A 20817-nucleotide genomic window follows, 5' to 3' on the forward strand; every position below is an offset into this window, starting at 1 on the left:
AGATCCCAGACCGGGGTCTGCGCACATCCATCACCAAAGCCCGCAAATGTCAGATTGGAAATAGGAATAATTTCCTCTTTGTTATCTTCATTTTTGGAAGATAACGCGCAGCAGCGAAGTCCCGTTCGCGATAAACATGCTCTTTGCCGCGTCGCATCCCTCTTAGGTCGGTCTCCAACTGGGACAACTGGTGCAGCGCTTGGCAAATCCATCTATAAGTTGTTAGCCATGCTGCTCGGCCGCCACAGCCTTCTGCTCCACTGCCCCACCCCCGCAAAGCGCCGTTAGGTTGGCGCGTATGGAATGAGCCGCCATGCTATGTTTCATCGCGGCATGACGCTATCCTTACGCGCATATCATGAAGCCCGGTGACGGGCGCTACAGCAGAGGGGGAGGCAGATTAGACGGTGACCCAGAACTTCTTTGACCGCCCGACACTCGCCTCCCCGTATCAGTAACAAAGACAACGAAAAGCGGGGCATCTAAGGGCAGTGCAGCGAGGCTTCACTCAGTATCAGGCGAAGTACTTCGCCCACTTCCTGACACGGGAAGGTTTCGAGGACGGGGACGCGCTTACGCAGTCCCTCTCTTCCGCTCGCGTGGACCTAAATCCTCATCAGGTCGATGCCGCCATGTTCGCGCTGCGATCCCCCTTGTCCAAGGGGGTGCTCCTGGCCGACGAGGTTGGTCTTGGGAAGACGATCGAGGCCGCGCTTGTGCTCAGCCAGTATTGGTGGAGCCGCCAGAGAAACCTGCTTCTCATCGTTCCGGCCTCGCTGCGCAAGCAGTGGGCGACGGAGCTTATGGAGAAGTTCTCGCTTCCCTCAGAAATTCTTGACGCAAAGCGCCTGAAGGACATCACGGCCAGCGGGCACCCGAATCCAATTGGGCGGGCCGAGAGCATCGTCATCCTCTCTTACGAATTTGCCGCCCGCATGGCTTCCGCCATCCGGATGGTGCCGTGGCACCTGGTTGTGTTCGACGAGGCTCACAAGCTCCGAAACGTCTACCGCGCGGCTGAAACCTCGCGGGCTGCCGTCCTGCGGGACGCGCTTGCCGGTCGCCATAAGCTCCTGCTGACGGCCACACCGCTCCAGAACAATCTCATGGAGCTGTTCGGACTGATCAGCGTCATCGACGATACCTATTTCGGGTCCGAACAGGCATTCCGCGCAGAGTTCGGTGGGCGGGAAGAGGTCGCCTCGCAGGCGCTCCTGGCACGCCGCCTTGAGCCGATCTGCAAGCGCACCCTGCGGCGTCAGGTGCAGAAGGCGGGTCTGATTAACTATACGAACCGCCTCGCCAAGACATTCGACTTCACGCCAGCCCGGCTGGAGACCGACCTCTACGACCTGATGTCGGCTTATCTCCAGAGAAGCGACACTATCGCCCTCGGCCAAAACGGGCGGCATCTCGTGACCTTGATGCTGCGGAAGATCCTCGGATCCTCGTCCTTCGCGGTGGCCCAGACCCTCGACAAGATGGTCAAGCGGCTTCAGGGCAAGCTGATCATCGACGACAAAACGCTCGACGATATCGATGGCTTCGCCGAGGAAGCGCCCACGCCTGGACTTCAGGCGCCAACTGCACCCCCGTTCAAGTATGCCAAGCCCGAGGAGATCGGGCTGGCCAAGACCGTCCTCAACGTCGTCCTGCCGCAGATCAGCAAGCAGGTGTCCTCCATCAAGGACCTTGAAGACCCAAAGATTGTACAGCGGATTGCCGATGCGGCGATGGCTGCCCAGAAGGCTGAGGACGGCTTGCTTTCCACGGTAACGCCGGAGCAGGCCAAGGCCGTGGCAGCGGAGGTCTGCAAGCAGTTCGTCCAGCGGACGATTGCCATTCCCATGCTGACGATCACGCCCGAACAACATGTATCATTCGGCTTCCGGCGCTTCGACGTCGACCTGAAGTCCTGGAACTACCAGCCGCTCTCGCGGGAGCTGCTGATCCAGATCCTCCGCACGGAGGAACGCAGCGTCATTTCCGGCGATGCCGGCGGCGAAACACCGTCACGGCTTGAAGATTATGTCGTGGCCAAGCTGATTGACGTGCCCGAGATCGACTACGACGCCCATGCCGACATCCTCTATGATCTGGCCGGGCAGGTGGTCGCCCACTTCCGGGCGAAGCATGCGGATGACGAGCAGGTCCGCTCGATCCTGCAAGGCCATGCGCGGCAGATCGCCGAAGCCCTCGTCGTCCAAATGAAGCGACACATGTGGCGTGAGCAGACCAACTACCGCGTCACGCAGGTATCCGCCTTTGATCAGCTGAAGCCGCAGACCTTCGATGGCAGCGGAAAGGATGCGATGCGGGACTATCGAAGCCCGCCCGAACGCCTCAGCGACATGAAGCGCTTCATCTTCGTTGGCTTCGAGAAGTCCTGCTACAGCATGGCCAAGTTCGATTCCGACCCGGAGAGGCGGATGGCGGTCATCCTGGAGCAGGACGCCTCCGTACAGCTTTGGATGAAGCCGGGGCCGAACCAGTTCAGGATTTACGACGAAGACAACGCGCCCTACCAGCCCGACTTCGTTGTTGAGACCGCCACCGACAAGCTGGTTATCGAAACGAAGCGTGCATCGGAGATGGCGAACCCGCTCGTCGTCAGGAAGGCTGATGCAGCTGCCTTGTGGTGCCACATCGCCAACCGTGCCAACGGCGAAGGCGTGGGCGATAAGCCATGGTCATACTTGCTTGTGCCGGAAACCGCCGTGCTGTCGAACGCCACCATAAGCGGATTGATGGCCTCTCACACGCGGTCGGTGGATGCTGATTTGCTGGCCCGATACGTCTTAACGGAAGCCGCATAATCGAAGTGCCTGTATGCGTGCATGGGGAGCGTCATTATCTTCATCTCCTGAAGCTGGCCGTTGGGGTTATTCCTTCTGACCGCCTTCCCCATGCACGAGCCATCGCGTCGTGAGCGAGATGACGCTTTGCATGAAAATGCATGACCCGCAGCGGCTACGCCTCCCCTGTGCTCGCAAGGGCCTCCCGTTGCCGCTGTTTCTCTGCCTTTCGAGCCTTGAGCTTCGCGACATGCTTCCGCCCCCATGCGACGTAATCCCATAGCAGCTTGCCGACCGTCGCATAGTTGAACTCGGGCCGGTTGGGATCAGGAGGTAACGGGTCAAGGCAAGGGAAGCGCCCACGCGCCGCGTGCTCGGACAGGAGATATGCGCGCCGCAGCTGCCTTGCCGTGACGATCTCCATCAGCCTGCGCTTGACGTCCTGGTCGTCGCTTCGGGGACGCTCAGGGTCGGTCCAATAATGCGGTGCGAGGCCCAGGTGATTGCCGACCTTGTAAAGCGGGGTCTTGGGCGATGAGGCGCGCACCAAGAGCGCGCGCATGGCCGTGGCCACCGTCCGCTCACGGATTTTGTTATCGAGGAGCTTGGCCTCAACGACCCCTTCCTGTGCGGTTTCAGGCCCGAGCTCCCGCTCGATCAGCTCTGCCACGGCACGCAGCATGCGCCGCCTGTCATGCGAGACGGGGATGGCCACCAGTACCGCCGCGGGCAACCCCTCGCTGGGCCTCTCCTCCGTGAGGTACTGATCAAGGCGGGTGAACACCTCGTTGACCTTGCCTTCATCGACCTGCTCCCCGTGGGTCAGCTTCAGTAGGCCGTGCACCCTGGGCTTCGCGGATGCGCCAAAACGAAACTGCGCGGTCCTGATCCACCAGTCATCGAAAAAGCAACGATAGACGCTGCCGAAGGCGGCGTAGGTGCGTTCGACGTCGGCGAAGTCGGCGGGCAGCGGGCGAGCGTCTCGTGCCAGCATACCCATGGCGATCCGATGGGCCAGCCGATAGCTCGGGCTGACCTGAAGGTACTCAAAAAGCTGAGGATATCGCCAGTCGAGGTCGATGCTGAGGTCATGGTCGCGCAGGCTGATGCGCGACAGGCGGACTAACTTCTCGGGCTTCCCCATGCCTCACCCTAACTCAAATCGCTCCGCTCATACCAGTTAGAAGCACTTTTCGGTTTCACCGGTCATCTTCCGTGCGTCGACGGCGGCCAAGGCGGCCCCGTCTCCCGGCCGCGATGGGGCGGCCGTGCCACGAAATGGAAGGATCGAGATCATGACGTACGAAGACCACGTGCAGCCGACCGAGCTCAACGGCGCCGCTCTCCTGGACACGCAGGTTAGCGCGATCAGTGAGGTGGCCGGGCCGGCCGTGCCCGCCGTCACCCGCACCGAGCTGGAGACCGCCATCAAGAGCGCCAGCACGGCCTATGTGTCCGCGCGCAACAACGCCGCCAATGCCGCTGCCACGGTCTACTACATCTGGCTCCACGCTTGCTCGGAGCACGCCAGCGCCGAAAATAAGCAGTGGTATGAAGGCAAGCGCGCCGGGCGGCAGGCCGAGATCACCGCGTGGAACGCCGCGCTCGATAAGGAAAAGGCCAAGGAGGAGGACGACAACAAGAAGAAGCTCAAGGCGCTGCGCGACCTCAAGCGTGCGGCGAACGACCCTGATCGCGTTCGTGATCTGGACGGCCAGATCACGGCGCAGCAGGAAGCCAGCAAGGAGCGCATCCGCGCGCTGACCAAGCGGCACAGGGTCAGCCTGGAAACGCGTGCCGACGCTGCCAAGTTCACCGAGATCACCAAGCTCGTCCTTGAGCTTGACCAGCCGAAGCAGTCGTCGCAGGTGAACCGCTTCGCGACCGTGGTGCAGTGGATCGAGAACAACTACGCCAAGGAAGCGCAGCCGAGCATCGAGAAGATCGCCAAGCACATCCTGGATCAGGGTGGCTTCGATAACGTTTACGAACACCAGCGGGATAGCAAGGGGAAGTCTTCCGAGACGAAGGCGGCTGCCAATCCTGCTGCCAGCAGCAAGAGCGGCGACGATGAGGCGCGGCAGGCGGTCGTCGACCACTTCCGAAACGTCGTTGCCAGTGCTGGTGCGCTGGCAACGCTGCCGCTCAACCAGCCGCGCGAAACGAATAGCCTGGTCGCGCTGATCGGTCGCGTTGGCAAGGATGGCGTCACCGTGATCAGCGAGGTCGGCATGCCTGTTGATAAGCTGCTCGACCTCTGCGTCGCCCAGCGCGACCAGACGCTGCTGCCCGGCGACGCCGGCTGCGAGTTCCTGGCCACGGCGTTGGCGGCGGGCAAGCTCGTGGAGGACGGTAACCGCGTCAGCAAGGGCGGCGAGATCAAGAAGATCACGCGCGAGCTTTCCATTCTGGCCAACCCCAATGGCGGCCGGCTCGTGATCTCCGCGCTCAACACCAATGTCTCGGTGGTGGTGCATGCCACGCCGAAGCAGGCCACTAGCGGCCTGCTGCGCCAGCCCGGCTGGTGGAAGCTTGAGCACGAGCAGGTCGCGCCGCTGGAGCAGCGCCTGGAGGATGGTATCGCGCGCAAGATGGTCACCCTGCGCATGGACGACACCCCGCGCGAGGTTGGCGCCAACCTGCTGCCGTCCCCGTTCGCCTGGGAAACGACGAGTGGCCCCTTGGCCACCAAGGGCGACACGACCGCCACCCTTGTGCATCCCTGGCTCGCCATGTCCCCCCACGAGATCAGGCCGCTGGACATCGAGGGCTTTTCCCCCGCAGGGACGGTCACGCTGTCGCGGAATGACCTGCTGGCGCTGGCCAAGGGCAGGATCGCCAACTGGCTGAACACCAACACCAAGGGTGCCGCGGAAAAGAAGAGCGCGCTGGCAACGGTGACGATCAGCCGGTCCATGCTCAAGGTCGAGAGCGTTGAGGAACCTGACCTGGTTCCCTGTGGCGGCAACATGAGGGGCACGGTCTCGCTGAAGTTCCGCCCCCGCGTGCTGGCCAAACCGGCGGCGCCCTTGCCATATCGGCGGTGAAATCACGCCGAGGCGCTAAATAACGCTATGAAGACCTATCGGATTACGGCGGCCATGACGCCGAAGCAGCGGGAGCGCGCCCGTGATGCCGTGCTTGCTGCCCTTTTTGCCGCGCTCGACGCGAAGCTGGTGCAGCGCCCATGCTGATACGCGAGATCGTGGACGCGCAGATCAAGCAGGTTGACGCGCAGATGGCCACGCTGCGCAAGCGCAAGCAGCAGCTCAGCGCGGACAGGGCACGGCAGCGGGCGAACGATGCCACGCAGCGCGCGCAGCATAGTCGCCGTGCAGCCCAGCTTGCCCAGCAGCGCGCGGCCAAGCCCACCTGACGCGCTGCGCTGGATTTCAAAAGTCTTGAGTTTGCAGCCCCGGACGGGCGCGGGCAGGACATAACAAAATTCGCGTTTTCATAGGTTTTGCCCTGCGGAGCGGCGCAGCTAACCCACTGTGATCATTGCGTTCAGCCCAAGCGTCTTTCAGGTCGTCCAGCCCAAACATCAGGAAATATGCTGCTCGCAGCTGAAACATGAGGTTTGGAGGAGCTGCGCATGCCGCAGGCGAAAGTGCTGTCGGGCAAGGAGCTGAGGCGCGTGTTGGATTACGTTGCCACGCGTCCGCACGCAGCGCGCAATAGGGCCATCATCCTGCTGACCCATTGGGCTGCGATGCGGATTGGCGAGGTCGCATCGCTGCGCGTTGGTGATGTCGTGGCCAGGAACGGCACGATCAGGACCGAGATACGGCTGGACGCTGCGCGCACGAAGGGCAAACACGCGCGCACGGTCTATGTCAACGATAAGCTCCGTAAGGAGCTGGCGGTCTACGTGAAGTCGTTGGGCGACATGCCAGGTGCAGATGCGCCCCTGTTCGCTACCCAAAAGCGAACGGCCTTCTCCGCTAACAGCCTGTGCCAGGCCGTGAACGTGATCTACGCGCGAGCTGGCATGGAGGGCGCGACCAGCCATAGCGGGCGGCGGTCTCTGATCACCGCGTTAGCTAGCAAGGGCGTGGGGGTGCGCGTGCTCGCCGCCATAGCGGGCCATCGAGACATTCGCGTCACGCAGGCGTACATCGACGTTAATGATGCCATGATGCGAGCAGCGGTTGAGCTGGCCTAGAAGCGGTCACGACGACACTAGGCATCGGTGAGCCGTGAGCCATTTGGTCAGGCGTCTGCCCTCCAGCCGCATGCAGCGCGAAACCAGCAGGAGACGGTGGCTGTACTTGTTATAGTGCGTTAAGCAGATGGCAATGTGATATGCTTTCTAGAACGACACCGATTCTCGGAGATGCATGTTGCCGCCACCTGTTAAGATGAGCTTATTCTTCGGCGCTGGGGCGGAGGTGGGCTATGACATGCCAACCGGGGGGCGCTTCGCTCTCGAAATTTTCCGTCGGCCTCTGGATGGCGAGCGTGAGATTTTCCAAAAAATGAGGGCGAGCATCAACCCGCTCTCCACTTACGCCACTAAGTGGCTTCCCAAGGATTACGCTAGCAAGCGCGTAAACGTTTTTGGCAAAAGCGAAAAGACCACCGTTTTCGAATCAAGCCTCGAGTACAAGCGTCACGAGATCAAGCTTCAGCTCGATAGATATGACGAACATGCCCTCTACTTGCTGCGTCAAAACGGGATCTCAGAGCGGGAGATCGATGATGAATTTGCGAAAAGCTTTGATGGCCGGCGCTTGGGTGCGCACACATTCGGCGGGGTAGTGCGCTTGAATGACAGGTTGGGGGCGAGTCATAAAATTTTTGAGACGAACTATTTTTCTGCGATGCTGGACCTCCTTTCAAACAAAGCTCTTGCAACGCCAGCGTTAAAAAAATATGTGCGGGCCACTTTGCAGCTATACGTTGGCGCGCTTGGCCAAGACTTGGTTTCATCGCTGAATCATGAGTTGTTTACTCACGCGCCGGCAAATTTGGCCGTTTTTGATGATCTGGATGGACTTTTTCGGCTTGAGCATATTCAGGCTGGGCTAGAGGCTTATGAGCTTATCATGGAGCCATCAAAGCCGCCAAAGCTGAATCCTGGGCAGTCGCTACCCGAAGTGTTCGAGGCTATCGCTTTTGGCGTGCTCGATAGCATCATGTCTTCGTGCTTAGATTACCAAGCGCTTATGGACGGACATTTTCGTTATCTTTACGCACCTCAAGAGTGGGCCAAGTTCTGCAAGATAAGTATTTTCCTGCATTCTGTGCGATCCTACATCGTGGAACTTGAGAGTAAGGCGCTGGCCAACCTCAGCGGCGGCGACGGCTACTATCATGACATAGCAAAATGTGTCGCAGCGGGGGGCATCGCGATCAGTGGTGTCGGAACAGCGAACTACACTTCCCTGTTTAATGAGGTGATGAAGTCGGCAGGACTTGGTGAGCGTGCGAGCTTCCTGAACGGAAGCGTGGGCGACTACTACGACCCCTACCGAAACTCTATTTTGGCCATGGAGAACGATGAAGTCGCGACCTGTGGGCGCTTCGTGGTTCCGTTTCTTTTCACCCAGAGCGGCATTAAGCCTCTTACGACGGTGGAGATGTCACGTCGGTACGTGCAGTTTTACGATGCCATGGATGCAAGCGATGCGGTTGTTGTAGCTGGCTTTGGGTTCAATGGAGATGACAGCCACATCAACGGGATGTTCCGACAGCTTATTGAGTCGGCAGGATCAGCCTCGAAGCGGAAGATATTTCTGTGCTGGTACTGCGATGATGTGGGGCGCTTCGACGAACGCACCGCGAAGTTGGAAGTTTGCAAGAAGCTTCGCGTAGAAAACCTGGATGGGGTAACGCTGGTGCCCGTTGGTCGTGACCGGAAGACCGTGGGAGGATCGAATTGGCTCGATCACATCGTTGCCACGCTTGCGGTAGCCGTTGATCTAAAAGCTCCATCCTCTGCATGATCGCAGGCCTGTACTTTACTGCGACGCAAAAATAGGCGAAACCCAATTAGACAAAATCACGGCTATTATTTCTACGTATTTTCAAGATATTAACGTTAATCTGCGGCAGTACAAAGACTGGAAGGGTACGCATCGGATGGAGAGTGGCGTTGATTGCAGGTCGCGCAGCGCGCAAGATCGCGTTTCAAGCGCGGCGAGAGTAAGATCTTCGTGCATCACGCGCAAAGACCGGCACTTACACATAAGTTGCACAGGCGCTTCTTTGGTCCGCAAGCCATTGAAAAATCATGCGTAATTTTGTGAGTGACTATGGAGTGGGAGTGAGGCGCGCCGCGCGCCCCTGACGCCGCGGGCGCGCCGCGTCATAGCGCAGCACCGTGGCGCCGGCGGCCTGGTGGGGCAGGGGCGTGCCCCAGTGGGCCGCGTGCGCGGCGGCGAAATCCTGGCGCTCCAGCGCCTCGCAGCGGTCGATGTGGTTCAGCAGCCGGCGCTCGGCGCGCGCGCTGCTGCCGGTGCGGCGGCGGAACAGGCGCCAGAGCATCAGCGCATTCACCGCCCAGCCATCATAGCTGTGTTCCTGCAGGCGCTGGCGGAGGCGCGGCGGCAGCGCATCGAAGGCGGCCCAGTCATCGCCGCTGAAGCGGCGCCAGAGGCGGGGGCGTTCGGTGACGTCGTTCGGTGAGGCGGCCGGGGTCTGCATTGTTATAACATAACAAACCATAGGCGCCCTTCAACCGGGGCGGCGGCGCATCCAGGCGGCCAGGGCGGTGGTCGCGGCGGCGGCGGCCAGCAGCGCGGCGCTGGCGGGCTCCGCCAGGAAGACGGACCAGTCGCCCCGGGCCAGGACCAGCGCGCGGCGCAGCGCTTCCTCGAAGGGGGCGGCCAGGGTGAAGCCGATCAGCAGGGGCGTCGGGTCCAGCCGCGCGCGGGCCAGCGCCCAGCCCAGCAGGGCGAAGCCCAGCAGCAGCCAGAGGTCGAAGACGCTGCCCGAGCTGGCCCAGAGGCCGCCGCAGCTCAGCACGATGACGATGGCGGCCAGCAGGCGCAGCGGCAGCCGCAGCACCGCGGCCCAGAGCCCGGCGAAGGGCAGGTTCAGCGCCACCAGCATGGCGTTGCCCAGCAGCATGGACAGGATGATGGCGCCGACCAGGTCGGGCCGTTCCGCCACCACCGCGGGGCCGGGCGCGATGCCCTGCAGGAACATGGCCCCGGCCAGCACCGCCATCGTCGCATTGGCGGGCAGGCCGAGCGCCAGCAGCGGCGCGAAGGAGGTCTGGGCGGCGGCGTTGTTCGCGGCCTCCGGCGCCGCGACGCCGGCCATCTCCCCCTGGCCCCAGCGGCCGCGGCGGCGGAACAGCCCGCGCTCCGCCGTCTGCGCGGCCAGCGCCGCCAGCAGGGTGGAGGCGCCGGGCAGCAGGCCGATGGCGCTGCCGATGAGGCTGCCGCGCAGCGCCGGGGCGGTGGCGGCCGCGACCTCTCGCCGCGCGGGCCAGGGGGAGCCGACCGGCAGGGTGCGCCGCGCGGCGCCGCCGGATTCGAGGGCGCGGATCAGCTCCGCCACGCCGAAGAGGCCCATGGCCAGCGGGATGAAGCCGATGCCGTCGGCGAGTTCGGGGATGCCGAAGGTGAAGCGCGGCCGCCCGCCGGCGACATCGGTGCCGACCAGGCCGAGCAGCGCGCCGAGCGCCGCGAGCGCCCAGGCCGCGAGCAGCGGGGCGGGGGAGAGCGCGACGGCGGCGGCCACGCCCAGCAGCATCAGCGCCGCCGTCTCCGCCGGGCCGAAGGCGATGGCGAAGCGCGCCAGCGGCGCCAGCAGCAGCGCCAGCACCAGCGCCGCGACCAGGCCGCCGAGGAGGGAGGCAAGGGCGGCGATGCCGAGCGCCGGCCCCGCCCGCCCGGCGCGGGCCAGCAGGTGGCCCTCCTGCGCCGTGACGATGCCGGAGGCCTCGCCCGGCACGCGCAGCAGGATGGCGGTGGTGGAGGAGCCGTACTGCGCGCCGTAGTAGATGCCGGCCAGCATGATGAGCGCGCCGGCCGGCGGCAGCGCGAAGGTGACGGGCAGCAGCAGCGCGATGGTCGCGACCGGCCCGAGGCCCGGCAGCACCCCGACCAGCGTGCCGAGCGCCACGCCCGCCAGGCAGAGCAGCAGGTTGGCCGGGGCGAAGGCGGGGCCGAGCCCCGCGCCGAGCATGGCCAGCGCTTCGGTCATCGCGCCGGGCCGATGGCGGGGGTGGGCAGGCCGAGCGCGCCCAGGAACAGCGCGGTGGAAGCGAGGGCCAGCGCCGCGCCGCCCGCCAGGATGGCGCGCCGCCGCAGCCCCGGCGCGGCGGCCAAGGCGAGGCTGCCCGCGGCCCAGGAGGCCGGCAGGAACCCCGCCCAGGGCAGCAGCAGCGCGAAGCCCGCCACCGCCGCGCAGAGCATGACGCCCGACCGGGCGCCGCCCGCCCCCTCGGCCGGCGCCGGCCGGGCCGCGGCGGCGTGCAGCAGGCCGAGCGCCACCAGCGCGCCGGCCAGCAGCGCCGGCACGAAGCCCGGCCCCGGCCGGCCGGAGGGCAGGCGGAAGGGCTGGCCGAGGGCGGTCGCGAGCGCGGCCAGGCCGATCGCCGCCAGCACCAGGCCCGGGGCGGCGGTTACGGCGCGAATGCGAATGAGTTGCAAAACCGTCATCCACCGCTCATATCGCGTCCAGCACATCCCTGGGAGTCCCCCCATGCCATCGCGCCGCGCCCTTGCCCTTGCCGCCCTGGCGGCGCTGCCCTTGCCCTCGGTCGGGCGAAGCGCGCGGGCGCAGGGGGCCGCCTGGCCGAGCCAGCCGATCCGGCTGGTCGTCGCCTCCGCCGCCGGTGGCAATGCGGATGTCGTCGCCCGGCTGGTGGCGCAGGCGCTGGAGCCGCGGATCGGCCAGCGGATCCTGGTGGAGAACCTGGCCGCGGCATCCGGCATGCGGGCGACGGAGGCGGTGGCGCGGGCGGCGCCGGATGGCCATGCCTGGCTGGTCGGCACTTCCTCCCAGCTCGTGCACAACATCGCGCTGTTCGACCCGATGCCGGTGGATATCGCGCGGGCGCTGCGGGGCGTGGCGATGATCAATGAATCGCCGGGCGTGCTGGTGGTGAAGGCGGACCATCCGGCGCGGGACCTGGCGGATTTCATCGCCCGCGCGAAGGCGGCGCCGGGTGCCTTCGTGATGGGCAGCGGGCCGGCGGGCACCACGACGCACATCATGGGCCTGCATTTCGCCGACCGGGCCGGTGTGCGGCTGGAACACCTGCCCTATCCCGCCGGCAGCCAGGCGATGCGCGACATACTGGGCGGGCGCGTGACGGCGATGTTCGACATCGCGGTCACGGCGCTGCCGCAGATCCGCGGCGGCGCGGTGCGCGGGCTTGGCGTCTCCTCCCCCGAAAGGCTGGCCGCGGCGCCGGAACTGCCGACGCTGGCGGAGGGCGGGCTGGATGGCTTCGTCGCCGGCACCTGGAATTCCATCGCCCTGCCGGCGGCGACGCCGGAGGCGGTGGTGGCGCGCGTGAATGCGCTGGTGAACGAGGTGGTGCAGGCGCCGGCGATGCGCGCGCGGCTCGGCGAACTCGGCGGCTTCGTGCCGGCGGCGATGACGCCGGCGGAGGTGGATGCCTATGTCGCGCGGGAACGCGCGCTGTGGATTCCGGTGGTCCGCGCCACGGGGGCCCGGGCCAGCTGAGCGGAGGGGGCGCGGGCACCGCCGGGCTGCCCGCGCCCGCCCCTTCATCGCGCCGCCGCCGCGCCCCGCGTCTTCCACAGCGACCAGGCGATGCCGGCCGCGAGGATGGCGAAGGTGATGGAGAGCGACAGCGCGGGCGGGAACTTGCCCGTCTCCGGGAAGACGAGGTCGGCCACGAAGATCTTCGACCCGATGAAGACCAGCAGCACCGACAGCGCATACTTCAGGTAGTGGAAGCGGTGCACCATGGCGGCCAGGGCGAAGTAGAGCGCGCGCAGGCCGAGGATGGCGAAGATGTTGGAGGTGTAGACGATGAAGGGGTCGGTCGTGATGGCGAAGATCGCCGGCACGCTGTCCACCGCGAAGATCACGTCCGCGACCTCCACCAGCACCAGCGCCAGGAAGAGCGGCGTCATGAACCAGGTGGCCTTGCCCGTCACGGGATGCGGCTGGCGCACCCAGAACTTCTCGCCGTGCAGCGCCTCCGTCACGTTGAAGCGGCGGCGCATGAAGCGCAGCAGCGGGTTGGACGCGATGTCGGGCTTCGCATCCGCCATCACCCACATCTTGATGCCGGTGAAGATCAGGAAGGCGGCGAAGAGGTAGAGCACCCAGGCGAACTGCGCGACGATGGTGGCGCCGAGGCCGATCATGACGGCACGCAGCACGATGACGCCGAGGATGCCCCAGAACAGCACGCGGTGCTGGTAGATGCGCGGCACCGCGAAGTAGGTGAAGATCATCGCGATGACGAAGACATTGTCCATCGCGAGCGTCTTCTCGACGATGAAGCCGGTCCAGTAGAGCGTCGCGGCCTCCGCCCCCGCCAGGCCGATGCCCTCGGGCTTGAGGTTGTCGAAGCTCCACCAGACCCAGAAGCCGAAGGCGAGGCCGAGGCCGATATAGACGGCGGAGAGCAGCAGGCTCTCCCGCACCTCGATCTCCCGCGCCTCCCGGTGCAGGACACCGAGGTCGAGCACCAGCAGCAGGGCGACGACGGCGATGAAGACGAGCCACATCCAGACGGGCGTGGCGAGGAAGGTTCCAGTCAGGAACGCGATCATCCGGGACTCCGAGGGGTTGGTGCGACGTGGTTCGGGGGGTCTCCGGCGTCTGGCGGCGGGCGGGCCAGGTGGGCGCGCAGCAGGGCCATGTTGCGGCGGTTGGCGCGCAGGAAGATGTCCGCCGTCCAGCCGAGCAGGGGGACGGCGCCGATCGCGGCATCCAGCGCCACATGGCCGGCCATGCGCAGCAGCACCGGGCGCGGCACGCCGAGCCGCGCGGCTTCCAGGATCAGCCAGGCGGAGACGCCCTTGGAGACCAGCGGGCCGATGCCGGGCAGCAGGTTGGCGGCCGCATCCGCGCCGAAGCGGATGGGCGTGCCGGGGATGCGCAGCGCGCTGTCCAGCAGCCAGGCCAGGCGGTCGAGGCGGGTGAGGGCGGCGTCGTGGCGCGGATCGGTCCCGGACAGGTCGTCGCGCGGCGGCGACATCGGCATCTCCCAAGGCGGGCCGCGCAGCGCGCGACCCGGCGATTGAAAGTGTCCGACATGACGGCGCCATCGCCGCCAGAGGGGCCCGGACCCCAGTGATGGCGCGAAGGTGGATCGCGCCCCGGGCGGTTTCAAGGGGCCCGCGCGACGGCCGGCGATGGGTTCCGGCCCCCGGTCCCCCGCCCTGGACGGGGCAAGGAGCGGGGCAAGGAAGCGTGAACCCCTGGCGGCCTAGGATGCGCGGTCCGTGGTCCGGGAGCCTGCATGCGCGCGATCATCAGGGGGCGCCGGCCGGCGGGCTGGCTGATGGCGCTGGCCGTGCCGTGCATCGGCCTGGCGGGCGGGCCCGCGCGCGCGCAATGCTCGGGGCAGGTGAGTTCCACCGCCGCCGGGGCCACCATCACCCAGGCCGGCTGCATCAGCACCAGCGCCGCCGATACCAGCGGCATCCTGTCCAGCGGCGCCGGGACCACCATCATCAATGCCGGCACCATCGACACCACCGGGCAGAACAGCCCCGGCATCCAGTCCAGCGGCGACAACGCCGCCATCACCAATACCGGCACCATCACCACGCTCGGCCGGTCCGGCCATGGGGTGCGGTCCGACGGGGCGGATGCCGTCATCGTCAATCGCGGCACCATCGTCACCAGGGGGCAGAACGGGCCCGCGCTGCGGTCCGGCGGCGCGCGCGCGACGCTGACCAATGCGGGCGTCATCGCCACCTCCGGCATCGGGGCGCATGGCATCCGGTCCGAGGCCGATGGCGACACCATCACCAATAGCGGGACGATGACCGTCTCCGGCAACGGGGTGCGGGCCTTCAACGCGCAGGCGACCATCCGCAACAGCGGCACCATCGTGGTGACGGAGGCGCAGTATCGCGGCGTCTGGGCGAGCGGCGCGGGCAATGTCATCGAGAATACCGGCAGCATCACCACCGCCGGCGGGCTGGGCCACGGGATCTGGCTGGAGGGTGCCGGCGGGTCGATCCTCAATGCGGGGTCCATCCTGGCGCAGGGGGCGGATGCGGCGGGGCTCTACGTCTCCGGCAGCGGGACGGGCGTGGTGAATCGCGGCTCGGTCGTGGCGGGCGCGCAGGGGATCCTGGTGGAGGCGCCGGGGGTGACGATCCTCAACCTGGGCAGCATCGCGCCCGGCGCCGGGCGGGCGGGGATCGAGGTGCGGGGCGCGGGCGGCGTGGTGGCGCTGACCAATGCGCAGGGCGGGGCGACGCCGCTCAGCTATTCGGGCGCGCTGCCGGCGGCCTACCGCGTGGTGGTGCGGTCGGTATCCGATTTCGGGCGGCTTTCCGCCAGCAACGCCACCGGCAGCATGGCCTTCGGCGTGGAGGAGGGGTCGGCCCTGTCGGTCGCGCGCTATCGCGACGTGCTGACGGGCGTGCCGGCCGCGGCGCTGGCCAATGAGGAGACGCGCTTCGAGGCCGGCCGCCATGCCTGGATGCTGACGGCGGGCGCCACGGCGGATAGCTGGGACCTGCTGGCCTGGCTGCGCGGGCCGGATGCGGCGAATACGCGCGCCGCGCTGCAAGCCAGCGCCGGGGCGGTGCGGGGCGTGCTGGCGCAGCGCGCCGCCGTCACCATCGATGCGCTGGAGCTGGATTGCGCGGCCTTCGACCAGTCCGGCGCCTGCGTCTCGGTCGGCCTGCGCGGCACGCCGGGCGGGGCGGGAGAGGGCGCGGCGCTGGTCACGGCGGCCTTCCGCCTGGCGCCGGACTGGCGCCTCGGCGCCGTGCTGGACCAGCCCTTCGCCGCCGGCAGCCAGGGGGGCGTCACGCCGCGCAACACCGCGCCGATGGTGGGCGCCTTCCTGGTGCACCAGCGGAGCGCGGAGGCGGTGGGGCTGACGCTGCGCGCCGCGGTGGCCTACCGCCAGGGGGAGCTGCGCATCACCCGCCCGCAACTGCCGGAGACCGAGCCGGGCACCGGCCGGGCGCGGGCGAGTTCCATCGCCTTCGGGCTGGAGGCCGCCTATGGCCTGCCGGTGGCGGAGGGCTGGATCGCGCAGCCGCATCTCGGCCTGCGGCACAGCGACAGCCGCCGGCAGGGCTATGCGGAGGGAGCGGCGGAGAACGTCGAATACCCGATCCGCCATGCCGCCTTCGGCCTGCGCGCGACGACGGCGACGGCGGGGCTGCGGCTGCGGGGCGCGGTCTCCCCCCGCCTGTCGGTCATGGCCGGGGCGGGGGCGGAGTATGATCTGCGCGCGGAGGCGGATCGCGCGGAGGGCGGGAGCGACATCGCGGGGCTGGAGAGCTACTCGGTCGATCCCGGGCGGCACGGGAACCGGCTGCGCGCCGTGGGGTCGGCGGGGCTGCGCCATGCCGTGGCGGCGAACCAGGCGGTGATGGCGCAGCTGTCGCTGCGCCAGCCGATGGCCGGCAACGACGCGGCGGCGAGCGTGACCCTGCGCTACGCCATCGGCTTCTGAGGCAGCCGCGCTTGCCAGGCGCCGGGGCGCGCGGGGATGCTGCGGGGCATGACCCGCACCGATCCCGATGGGCGCCCCCGCTGCCGCTGGGCCGCCACCGACCCGATGATGGCGGCATACCACGACACGGAATGGGGCGTGCCGGTGCGCGATTCCCGCGCGCTGTGGGAGACGCTGATGCTGGAGGGCTTCCAGGCGGGCCTGTCCTGGCAGGTGATCCTGCGCAAGCGCGACGCCTTCCGCGCCGGCTTCGCGGGCTTCGATCCCGTCCGCGTCGCCGCCTTCGGTGAGGCCGATGTGCTGCGCCTGCTGGCGGATCCGGGCATCGTGCGGTCCCGCGCCAAGATCGAGGCGACGATCGCGGGCGCGCGCATCTTCAACGCCATGGCCGCACAGGGCGAGGATTTTTCCCGGTGGTTCTGGTCCTTCACGGGCGGTGCGACGGTGAAGGGCGATGGCGTCTCCGCCGTGACGCCGCTGGCGGAGACGGTGTCGAAGGCGCTGAAGAAGCGCGGCTTCAAATTCGTCGGCCCCACCATCGTGCATGCCTGGATGCAGGCGGTGGGGATGGTGGATGACCATCAGCCGCATTGCTTCCGCCACCGCAGCGGCTGAAGCTGGCGCCATGCGCGCCATCCTCGCCTGCCTGATGCTGCTGGCCGCCCTGCCCGCCAGGGGGCAGGAGGTGCTGGGCCTCGCACCCGGGCATACGCTGCGGCTGCATGCCGCCGCGCGGGCGGAGGCGCCGGTGTCCCGCGCCTATGCCGTCTCGCTGGCGGCGGGGGATTGGCTCGCGGTCACGGCGCCGGCGGCGCAGGTGATGGGGGCGGCGACGGAGCCGGCGATCGAGGTCTTGGGCCCCGGCGGCGCGGCCGCGCAGGATTACGGGCGGGTGGTGGTGCGCGCGGCGGTGGCCGGGACCTGGCGCGTGGTGGTGCGGGATTTCCACGCCCTCTCGCTTTCCCGCTACCCCGCCGGGCATCCGGTGGTGGATCCGGGGATCGCGCCAGCCGCGGTGCGGGTGGATGGCAGGGGGCTGGGGGCGGTGCCCGCCATCGCGGTCGAGCCCCTCGTGCCGCGCTATGACGATGCGCCCCCGCCCTCCGGCTGGCCGGCGCGGCTGGCGGTGAAGCTGGGGGAGGATTTCGCCATCCACCTCTATCGCCGGGATGCGATGCGGCAGATGGAGCTGTGGCCGCCGGACCCGGTGCCGGTGGTGGCGGCGCTGCTGCGCGGCACGGCGCCGGTCGAGGCGCGGACAGACCTGCCGCTGTTCCCCATCGGCAATTTCGCCGTCGCCTTCGCGGCGCAGGCGGAGCGGCGGCTCGGGCCCTGCATGGATTGGGTGCGCTACCTGGCCTTCCACACGCAGGAAAGCGTCTGGCCCTTCGAGCGGCTGGCCTATGTGGCGCTGGGGCTGAGCCGGGACGGGCGGGTCTTCGCCACCGCGCTGGGGGAGACGCGGCCCATCCCCGCCCCGGGCGAGCCGGCCGAGGCGCGGGAGGGGACCAACCCGGCCTATGAGGCCGCGCTGCGCCGGCGCATCGCCACCGACCCGGCGGCGCTGGACCCGCCCCTCGCCACGCTGGATGCGGTGCTGGCGAGCCTCGTCATCCCCTGCGCGGCGCCGTGACGGTCCTGGTCATCGGCGGGCATGGGCTGGTCGGCGGCGCCGTGGTGGCGGCGCTGCTGGCGGCGGGGCATGCGGTGGCGGGGGCCGGGCGCGGGGTGGCGGGGGCGGCGCGGCGGCAGCCCGCGGTGCGGTGGCACCGGATCGACATGGCCGATCCGGCGGCGGATTGGGCGCCGGCGCTGGCGGGCGCGACGGCGGTGGTGAATTGCGCGGGGGCGCTGCAGGACGGGCCGGCGGACCGGCTGGCGGGGGTGCATGCGGCGGGCCTGGCCCGGCTGGCCGCGGCCTGCGCGGCGGCGGGGGTGCGGCGCTTCATCCATGTCTCCGCCGCCGGGGTGGCGGAAAGCCCCGGCGCCTTCGGCGCCACGAAGCGGGAGGGCGAGGCGCTGCTGGCGCGGTCCGGGCTGGACTGGCTGGTGCTGCGGCCCGGCCTGGTGCTGGCGCCCGTCGCCTATGGCGGCTCCGCGCTGCTCCGCGCCCTGGCGGCCTTCCCGCTGGTGGTGCCGGCGCTGCATGCCGGGCGCGTGGTGCAGGTGGTGGGGGCGGATGATGTGGCGGCGGCGGTGGTCGCCGGGCTGGCGCCGGGCGCGCCTTCGGGTGTCGCCATCGACCTGGTGGCGCCGGAGCCCACGACGCTGGCGCAGATCCTGGGCGGGCTCAGGGGATGGCTCGGCCTGGCGCCGGCGCCGGTGGTGGCGGTGCCGGGCTTCGTCGCCGCCGCCGCCGCGCGCGTGGCGGATGGGCTCGCCTGGCTCGGCTGGCGGAGCCCGATGCGATCCACCTCCCTCGCGCAGCTCGGGGCGGGGGTGCGGGGCGATGGGGCGGCGGCGGTGGCGCTGCTGGGACGCCCGGTGCGCGGGCTGGCGGCCTGGCTTTCCGCCCATCCGGCGGGGGCGCAGGAGGCCTGGTTCGCGCGGCTCTACCTGCTGAAGCCGGCGGTGATCGGGGTGCTGGCGCTGTTCTGGCTGGTCTCCGGCGCCATCGGCGTGGCGCGGCTGGCGGAGGCGGCGGCGGTGCTGGAACAGGCGGGCTTCGCGCCGGGGCTGGCGCGGGCGGCGGTGCTGGGGGGCAGCGTCGCCGACATCGCGCTCGGCCTGCTGGCGCTGCACCGGCGCGGCGCGCGGATCGCGCTGTGGGGGATGGTGGCGGTGACGGCGGGCTACCTGGCGGGGGCGACGCTGTGGCGGCCGGACCTGTGGCTGGATCCGCTGGGCGTGCTGGTGAAGACGGTGCCGGCGGCGATGCTGGCGGTGGCGGCGATGGCGCTGCTGGAGGACCGGTGAGCCTGTTCCTGGCGGTGAAGGCGCTGCATGTGATCGGCGCCGCGGTGCTGCTGGGCACGGGTGCCGGGATCGCCTTCTTCATGCTGATGGCGCATCGCAGCGGCGATGCGCGGATCGTCGCCCATACCGCGGGCGTGGTCGTGGTGGCGGATACGATCTTCACCGCGACGGCGGTGGTGGCCCAGCCCGCCACGGGCCTGGCGCTGGCCTGGATGGGCGGGCATTCGCTGCTCGATCCCTGGCTGGTCGCGAGCATCGCGCTCTACGTCCTGACCGGCCTGTTCTGGCTGCCGGTGGTCTGGATGCAATGGCGCATGCGCAACCTGGCGCGGGATGCCGTGGCGGCGGGCACGGCGCTGCCGCCGGCCTATCACCGCCTGTTCCGCGCCTGGTTCGCCTGCGGCTTCCCGGCCTTCGCGGCGGTGCTGGGAATCATCGCGCTGATGGTGGCAAAACCCGCCTGGTGAAGGAGGGACGGATGCCCGACCAGGAAGCGCCCGGGGCCAGCGTCTGGGCCCTCTACCAGCGGCCGCCGCTCAGTGACCATGTCCGGCTGCGCGTGCCGGTGGGCGGTGGCGCGCGGCTGATGGAGATCGCGCAGCCGCCCGGCGACTACGGCACGCCCGGCGCCGGGGAGCTGGTGCTGGTGCAGCCGCAGATCCCGGGCATCCGGCTGCGCAAGGTCTGGGGGGAGGCGCGGTTCGAGGGCACGGCGCCGCAGCATTCGCTGTGGCTGGTGGCGCCCGGCGTCGCCACCGCGCTCAGCATCCGCACGCGCCACGTCATCCGCACCCTGTCCATCCCGCGGGACGGGCTGGCGGAAGGCTTCGCGCCGGGCCGCCTGGCCGCGGGGCCCTTCGCCAGCCCCGTGGCGCATCACCTGCTGCGCGCGCTGTGGCATGCGGCGGAGGCGCCGGAGGGCGGGCGGCTGCGGACGGATGGCGCGGTGGCGATGCTGGTGGGGGAACTGGCGCGGCTGGCCGGCACGCCGCTGCCCGCGGGGCCGAGCGGCCTGGCCCCCTGGCAGCTGCGGGCGGTGACGGAGGCGATCGCGGCGCATCCCGGCCCGGGGCTCTCGCTGGCCGAGCTCGCGGCGCTGGCGCGGCTGTCGCCCTTCCATTTCGCGCGCGCCTTCCGCCGCAGCCTCGGCGTCTCCCCCCACCAGTACCAGAAGCGGCTGCGGGTGGAGCGGGCGGCGGCGATGCTGGCGGCGGGCCGGGCCTCGGTGCTCGAGGTGGCGCTGGCCGTGGGGTATGAGAGCGGGCAGGCCCTGGCGCGCGCCTTCCGGCAGGAGATGGGCGTGGGGCCGGCGGCCTGGCGGCGCGACCGCCAGGGCTGAGAGACCGTTTGAGAATGCTGGCGGCTGAGGGTTCGCGAGGGATTTTTCGTGCTGGGCAGGCGCCGGGCGCAGCCGATGCTGGTTGCATCGGCAAGTCCGGCGACGCACAGCAGGCGTGCCTCCGGCACGACCCCAGCGCGGAAAAGCCCAGCGAAACCGACCCGCCGGTGTTCTCA

General features: G+C 68.5%; 18 protein-coding genes. 12 read left to right on the forward strand and 6 right to left on the reverse strand.

What is annotated here, in order from left to right; all coding sequences use genetic code 11:
- Positions 1 to 491: 491 nt before the first annotated feature.
- Complete coding sequence (locus JJI54_RS19975; RefSeq protein ID WP_203074827.1) at positions 492 to 2816, forward strand: SNF2-related protein; 2325 nt, start codon at positions 492 to 494, stop codon at positions 2814 to 2816.
- Between the two features lie 154 nt (positions 2817 to 2970).
- On the opposite strand, the gene JJI54_RS19980 is transcribed toward JJI54_RS19975, so the two are convergent.
- Positions 2971 to 3939: a hypothetical protein gene (locus tag JJI54_RS19980; RefSeq protein ID WP_203074828.1), complete on the reverse strand. Its 969-nt coding sequence runs from the start codon at positions 3937 to 3939 to the stop codon at positions 2971 to 2973.
- 151 nt (positions 3940 to 4090) lie between these two features.
- Here JJI54_RS19980 and JJI54_RS19985 point away from each other — a divergent pair, with 151 nt between their 5' ends.
- From JJI54_RS19985 to JJI54_RS20000, 4 genes are all read left to right on the forward strand, one after another.
- On the forward strand, positions 4091 to 5842 hold the full coding sequence (locus JJI54_RS19985; protein WP_203074829.1) for a hypothetical protein: 1752 nt from the start codon (positions 4091 to 4093) through the stop codon (positions 5840 to 5842).
- 140 nt (positions 5843 to 5982) lie between these two features.
- A complete protein-coding gene (locus JJI54_RS19990; RefSeq protein ID WP_203074830.1) occupies positions 5983 to 6171 on the forward strand; it encodes a hypothetical protein in 189 nt (62 codons plus the stop codon).
- A 219-nt stretch (positions 6172 to 6390) separates the two neighbouring features.
- On the forward strand, positions 6391 to 6960 hold the full coding sequence (locus tag JJI54_RS19995; protein ID WP_203074831.1) for a tyrosine-type recombinase/integrase: 570 nt from the start codon (positions 6391 to 6393) through the stop codon (positions 6958 to 6960).
- Positions 6961 to 7156: 196 nt separating this feature from the next.
- The gene (locus tag JJI54_RS20000; protein ID WP_203074832.1) at positions 7157 to 8743 is read left to right on the forward strand and encodes a hypothetical protein; all 1587 of its coding nucleotides are present in this window, start codon (positions 7157 to 7159) and stop codon (positions 8741 to 8743) included.
- Positions 8744 to 9050: 307 nt separating this feature from the next.
- Here JJI54_RS20000 and JJI54_RS20005 read toward each other — a convergent pair whose 3' ends face one another.
- From JJI54_RS20005 to JJI54_RS20015, 3 genes are read right to left on the reverse strand one after another with little or no spacing between them, the layout of a single operon-like run.
- On the reverse strand, positions 9051 to 9443 hold the full coding sequence (locus JJI54_RS20005; RefSeq protein WP_203074833.1) for a DUF6525 family protein: 393 nt from the start codon (positions 9441 to 9443) through the stop codon (positions 9051 to 9053).
- Positions 9444 to 9473: 30 nt separating this feature from the next.
- Entirely contained in the window at positions 9474 to 10952 is a 1479-nt protein-coding gene (locus tag JJI54_RS20010; RefSeq protein WP_203074834.1) for a tripartite tricarboxylate transporter permease, read from the reverse strand.
- Positions 10949 to 11410 (reverse strand): tripartite tricarboxylate transporter TctB family protein, encoded by a 462-nt coding sequence (locus tag JJI54_RS20015; protein WP_203074835.1) that lies wholly within the window; start codon positions 11408 to 11410, stop codon positions 10949 to 10951. Before JJI54_RS20015 ends, JJI54_RS20010 begins: the two co-directional genes overlap by 4 nt.
- Before the next feature lie 43 nt (positions 11411 to 11453).
- Between JJI54_RS20015 and JJI54_RS20020 the strand changes: the two genes are divergently transcribed.
- Positions 11454 to 12443 carry a Bug family tripartite tricarboxylate transporter substrate binding protein gene (locus JJI54_RS20020; RefSeq protein WP_203074836.1) on the forward strand — a complete coding sequence of 330 codons (990 nt, stop codon included), beginning with the start codon at positions 11454 to 11456 and terminating at the stop codon, positions 12441 to 12443.
- Between the two features lie 44 nt (positions 12444 to 12487).
- Here the strand turns inward: JJI54_RS20020 and JJI54_RS20025 are convergent, their stop codons facing one another.
- Both JJI54_RS20025 and JJI54_RS20030 read right to left on the reverse strand, forming a co-directional pair.
- Complete coding sequence (locus JJI54_RS20025) at positions 12488 to 13507, reverse strand: TerC family protein (protein ID WP_203074837.1); 1020 nt, start codon at positions 13505 to 13507, stop codon at positions 12488 to 12490.
- Complete coding sequence (locus JJI54_RS20030; protein ID WP_203074838.1) at positions 13504 to 13935, reverse strand: DUF4112 domain-containing protein; 432 nt, start codon at positions 13933 to 13935, stop codon at positions 13504 to 13506. The genes JJI54_RS20025 and JJI54_RS20030 overlap by 4 nt, the downstream gene beginning before the upstream one ends.
- Positions 13936 to 14199: 264 nt before the next feature.
- Here JJI54_RS20030 and JJI54_RS20035 point away from each other — a divergent pair, with 264 nt between their 5' ends.
- Genes JJI54_RS20035 through JJI54_RS20060 form a run of 6 tightly spaced genes read left to right on the forward strand, consistent with a single transcriptional unit; the run spans position 14200 to position 20641 of the window.
- Positions 14200 to 16386, forward strand: a complete 2187-nt coding sequence (locus JJI54_RS20035) for an autotransporter domain-containing protein (RefSeq protein ID WP_203074839.1) — start codon at positions 14200 to 14202, stop codon at positions 16384 to 16386.
- Between the two features lie 48 nt (positions 16387 to 16434).
- Entirely contained in the window at positions 16435 to 17001 is a 567-nt protein-coding gene (locus JJI54_RS20040) for a DNA-3-methyladenine glycosylase I (RefSeq protein ID WP_203074840.1), read from the forward strand.
- A 10-nt stretch (positions 17002 to 17011) separates the two neighbouring features.
- Positions 17012 to 18019: a hypothetical protein gene (locus JJI54_RS20045; protein ID WP_203074841.1), complete on the forward strand. Its 1008-nt coding sequence runs from the start codon at positions 17012 to 17014 to the stop codon at positions 18017 to 18019.
- The gene (locus tag JJI54_RS20050; RefSeq protein WP_203074842.1) at positions 18016 to 19302 is read left to right on the forward strand and encodes an SDR family oxidoreductase; all 1287 of its coding nucleotides are present in this window, start codon (positions 18016 to 18018) and stop codon (positions 19300 to 19302) included. The genes JJI54_RS20045 and JJI54_RS20050 overlap by 4 nt, the downstream gene beginning before the upstream one ends.
- Positions 19299 to 19769, forward strand: a complete 471-nt coding sequence (locus tag JJI54_RS20055) for a DUF2269 family protein (protein ID WP_203074843.1) — start codon at positions 19299 to 19301, stop codon at positions 19767 to 19769. The genes JJI54_RS20050 and JJI54_RS20055 overlap by 4 nt, the downstream gene beginning before the upstream one ends.
- An 11-nt stretch (positions 19770 to 19780) precedes the next feature.
- Positions 19781 to 20641 (forward strand): helix-turn-helix transcriptional regulator, encoded by an 861-nt coding sequence (locus tag JJI54_RS20060; RefSeq protein ID WP_203074844.1) that lies wholly within the window; start codon positions 19781 to 19783, stop codon positions 20639 to 20641.
- The last annotated feature ends 176 nt before the right edge of the window (positions 20642 to 20817 follow it).

The organism is Falsiroseomonas ponticola, assembly GCF_016805305.1.
Lineage (GTDB): Bacteria > Pseudomonadota > Alphaproteobacteria > Acetobacterales > Acetobacteraceae > Falsiroseomonas > Falsiroseomonas ponticola.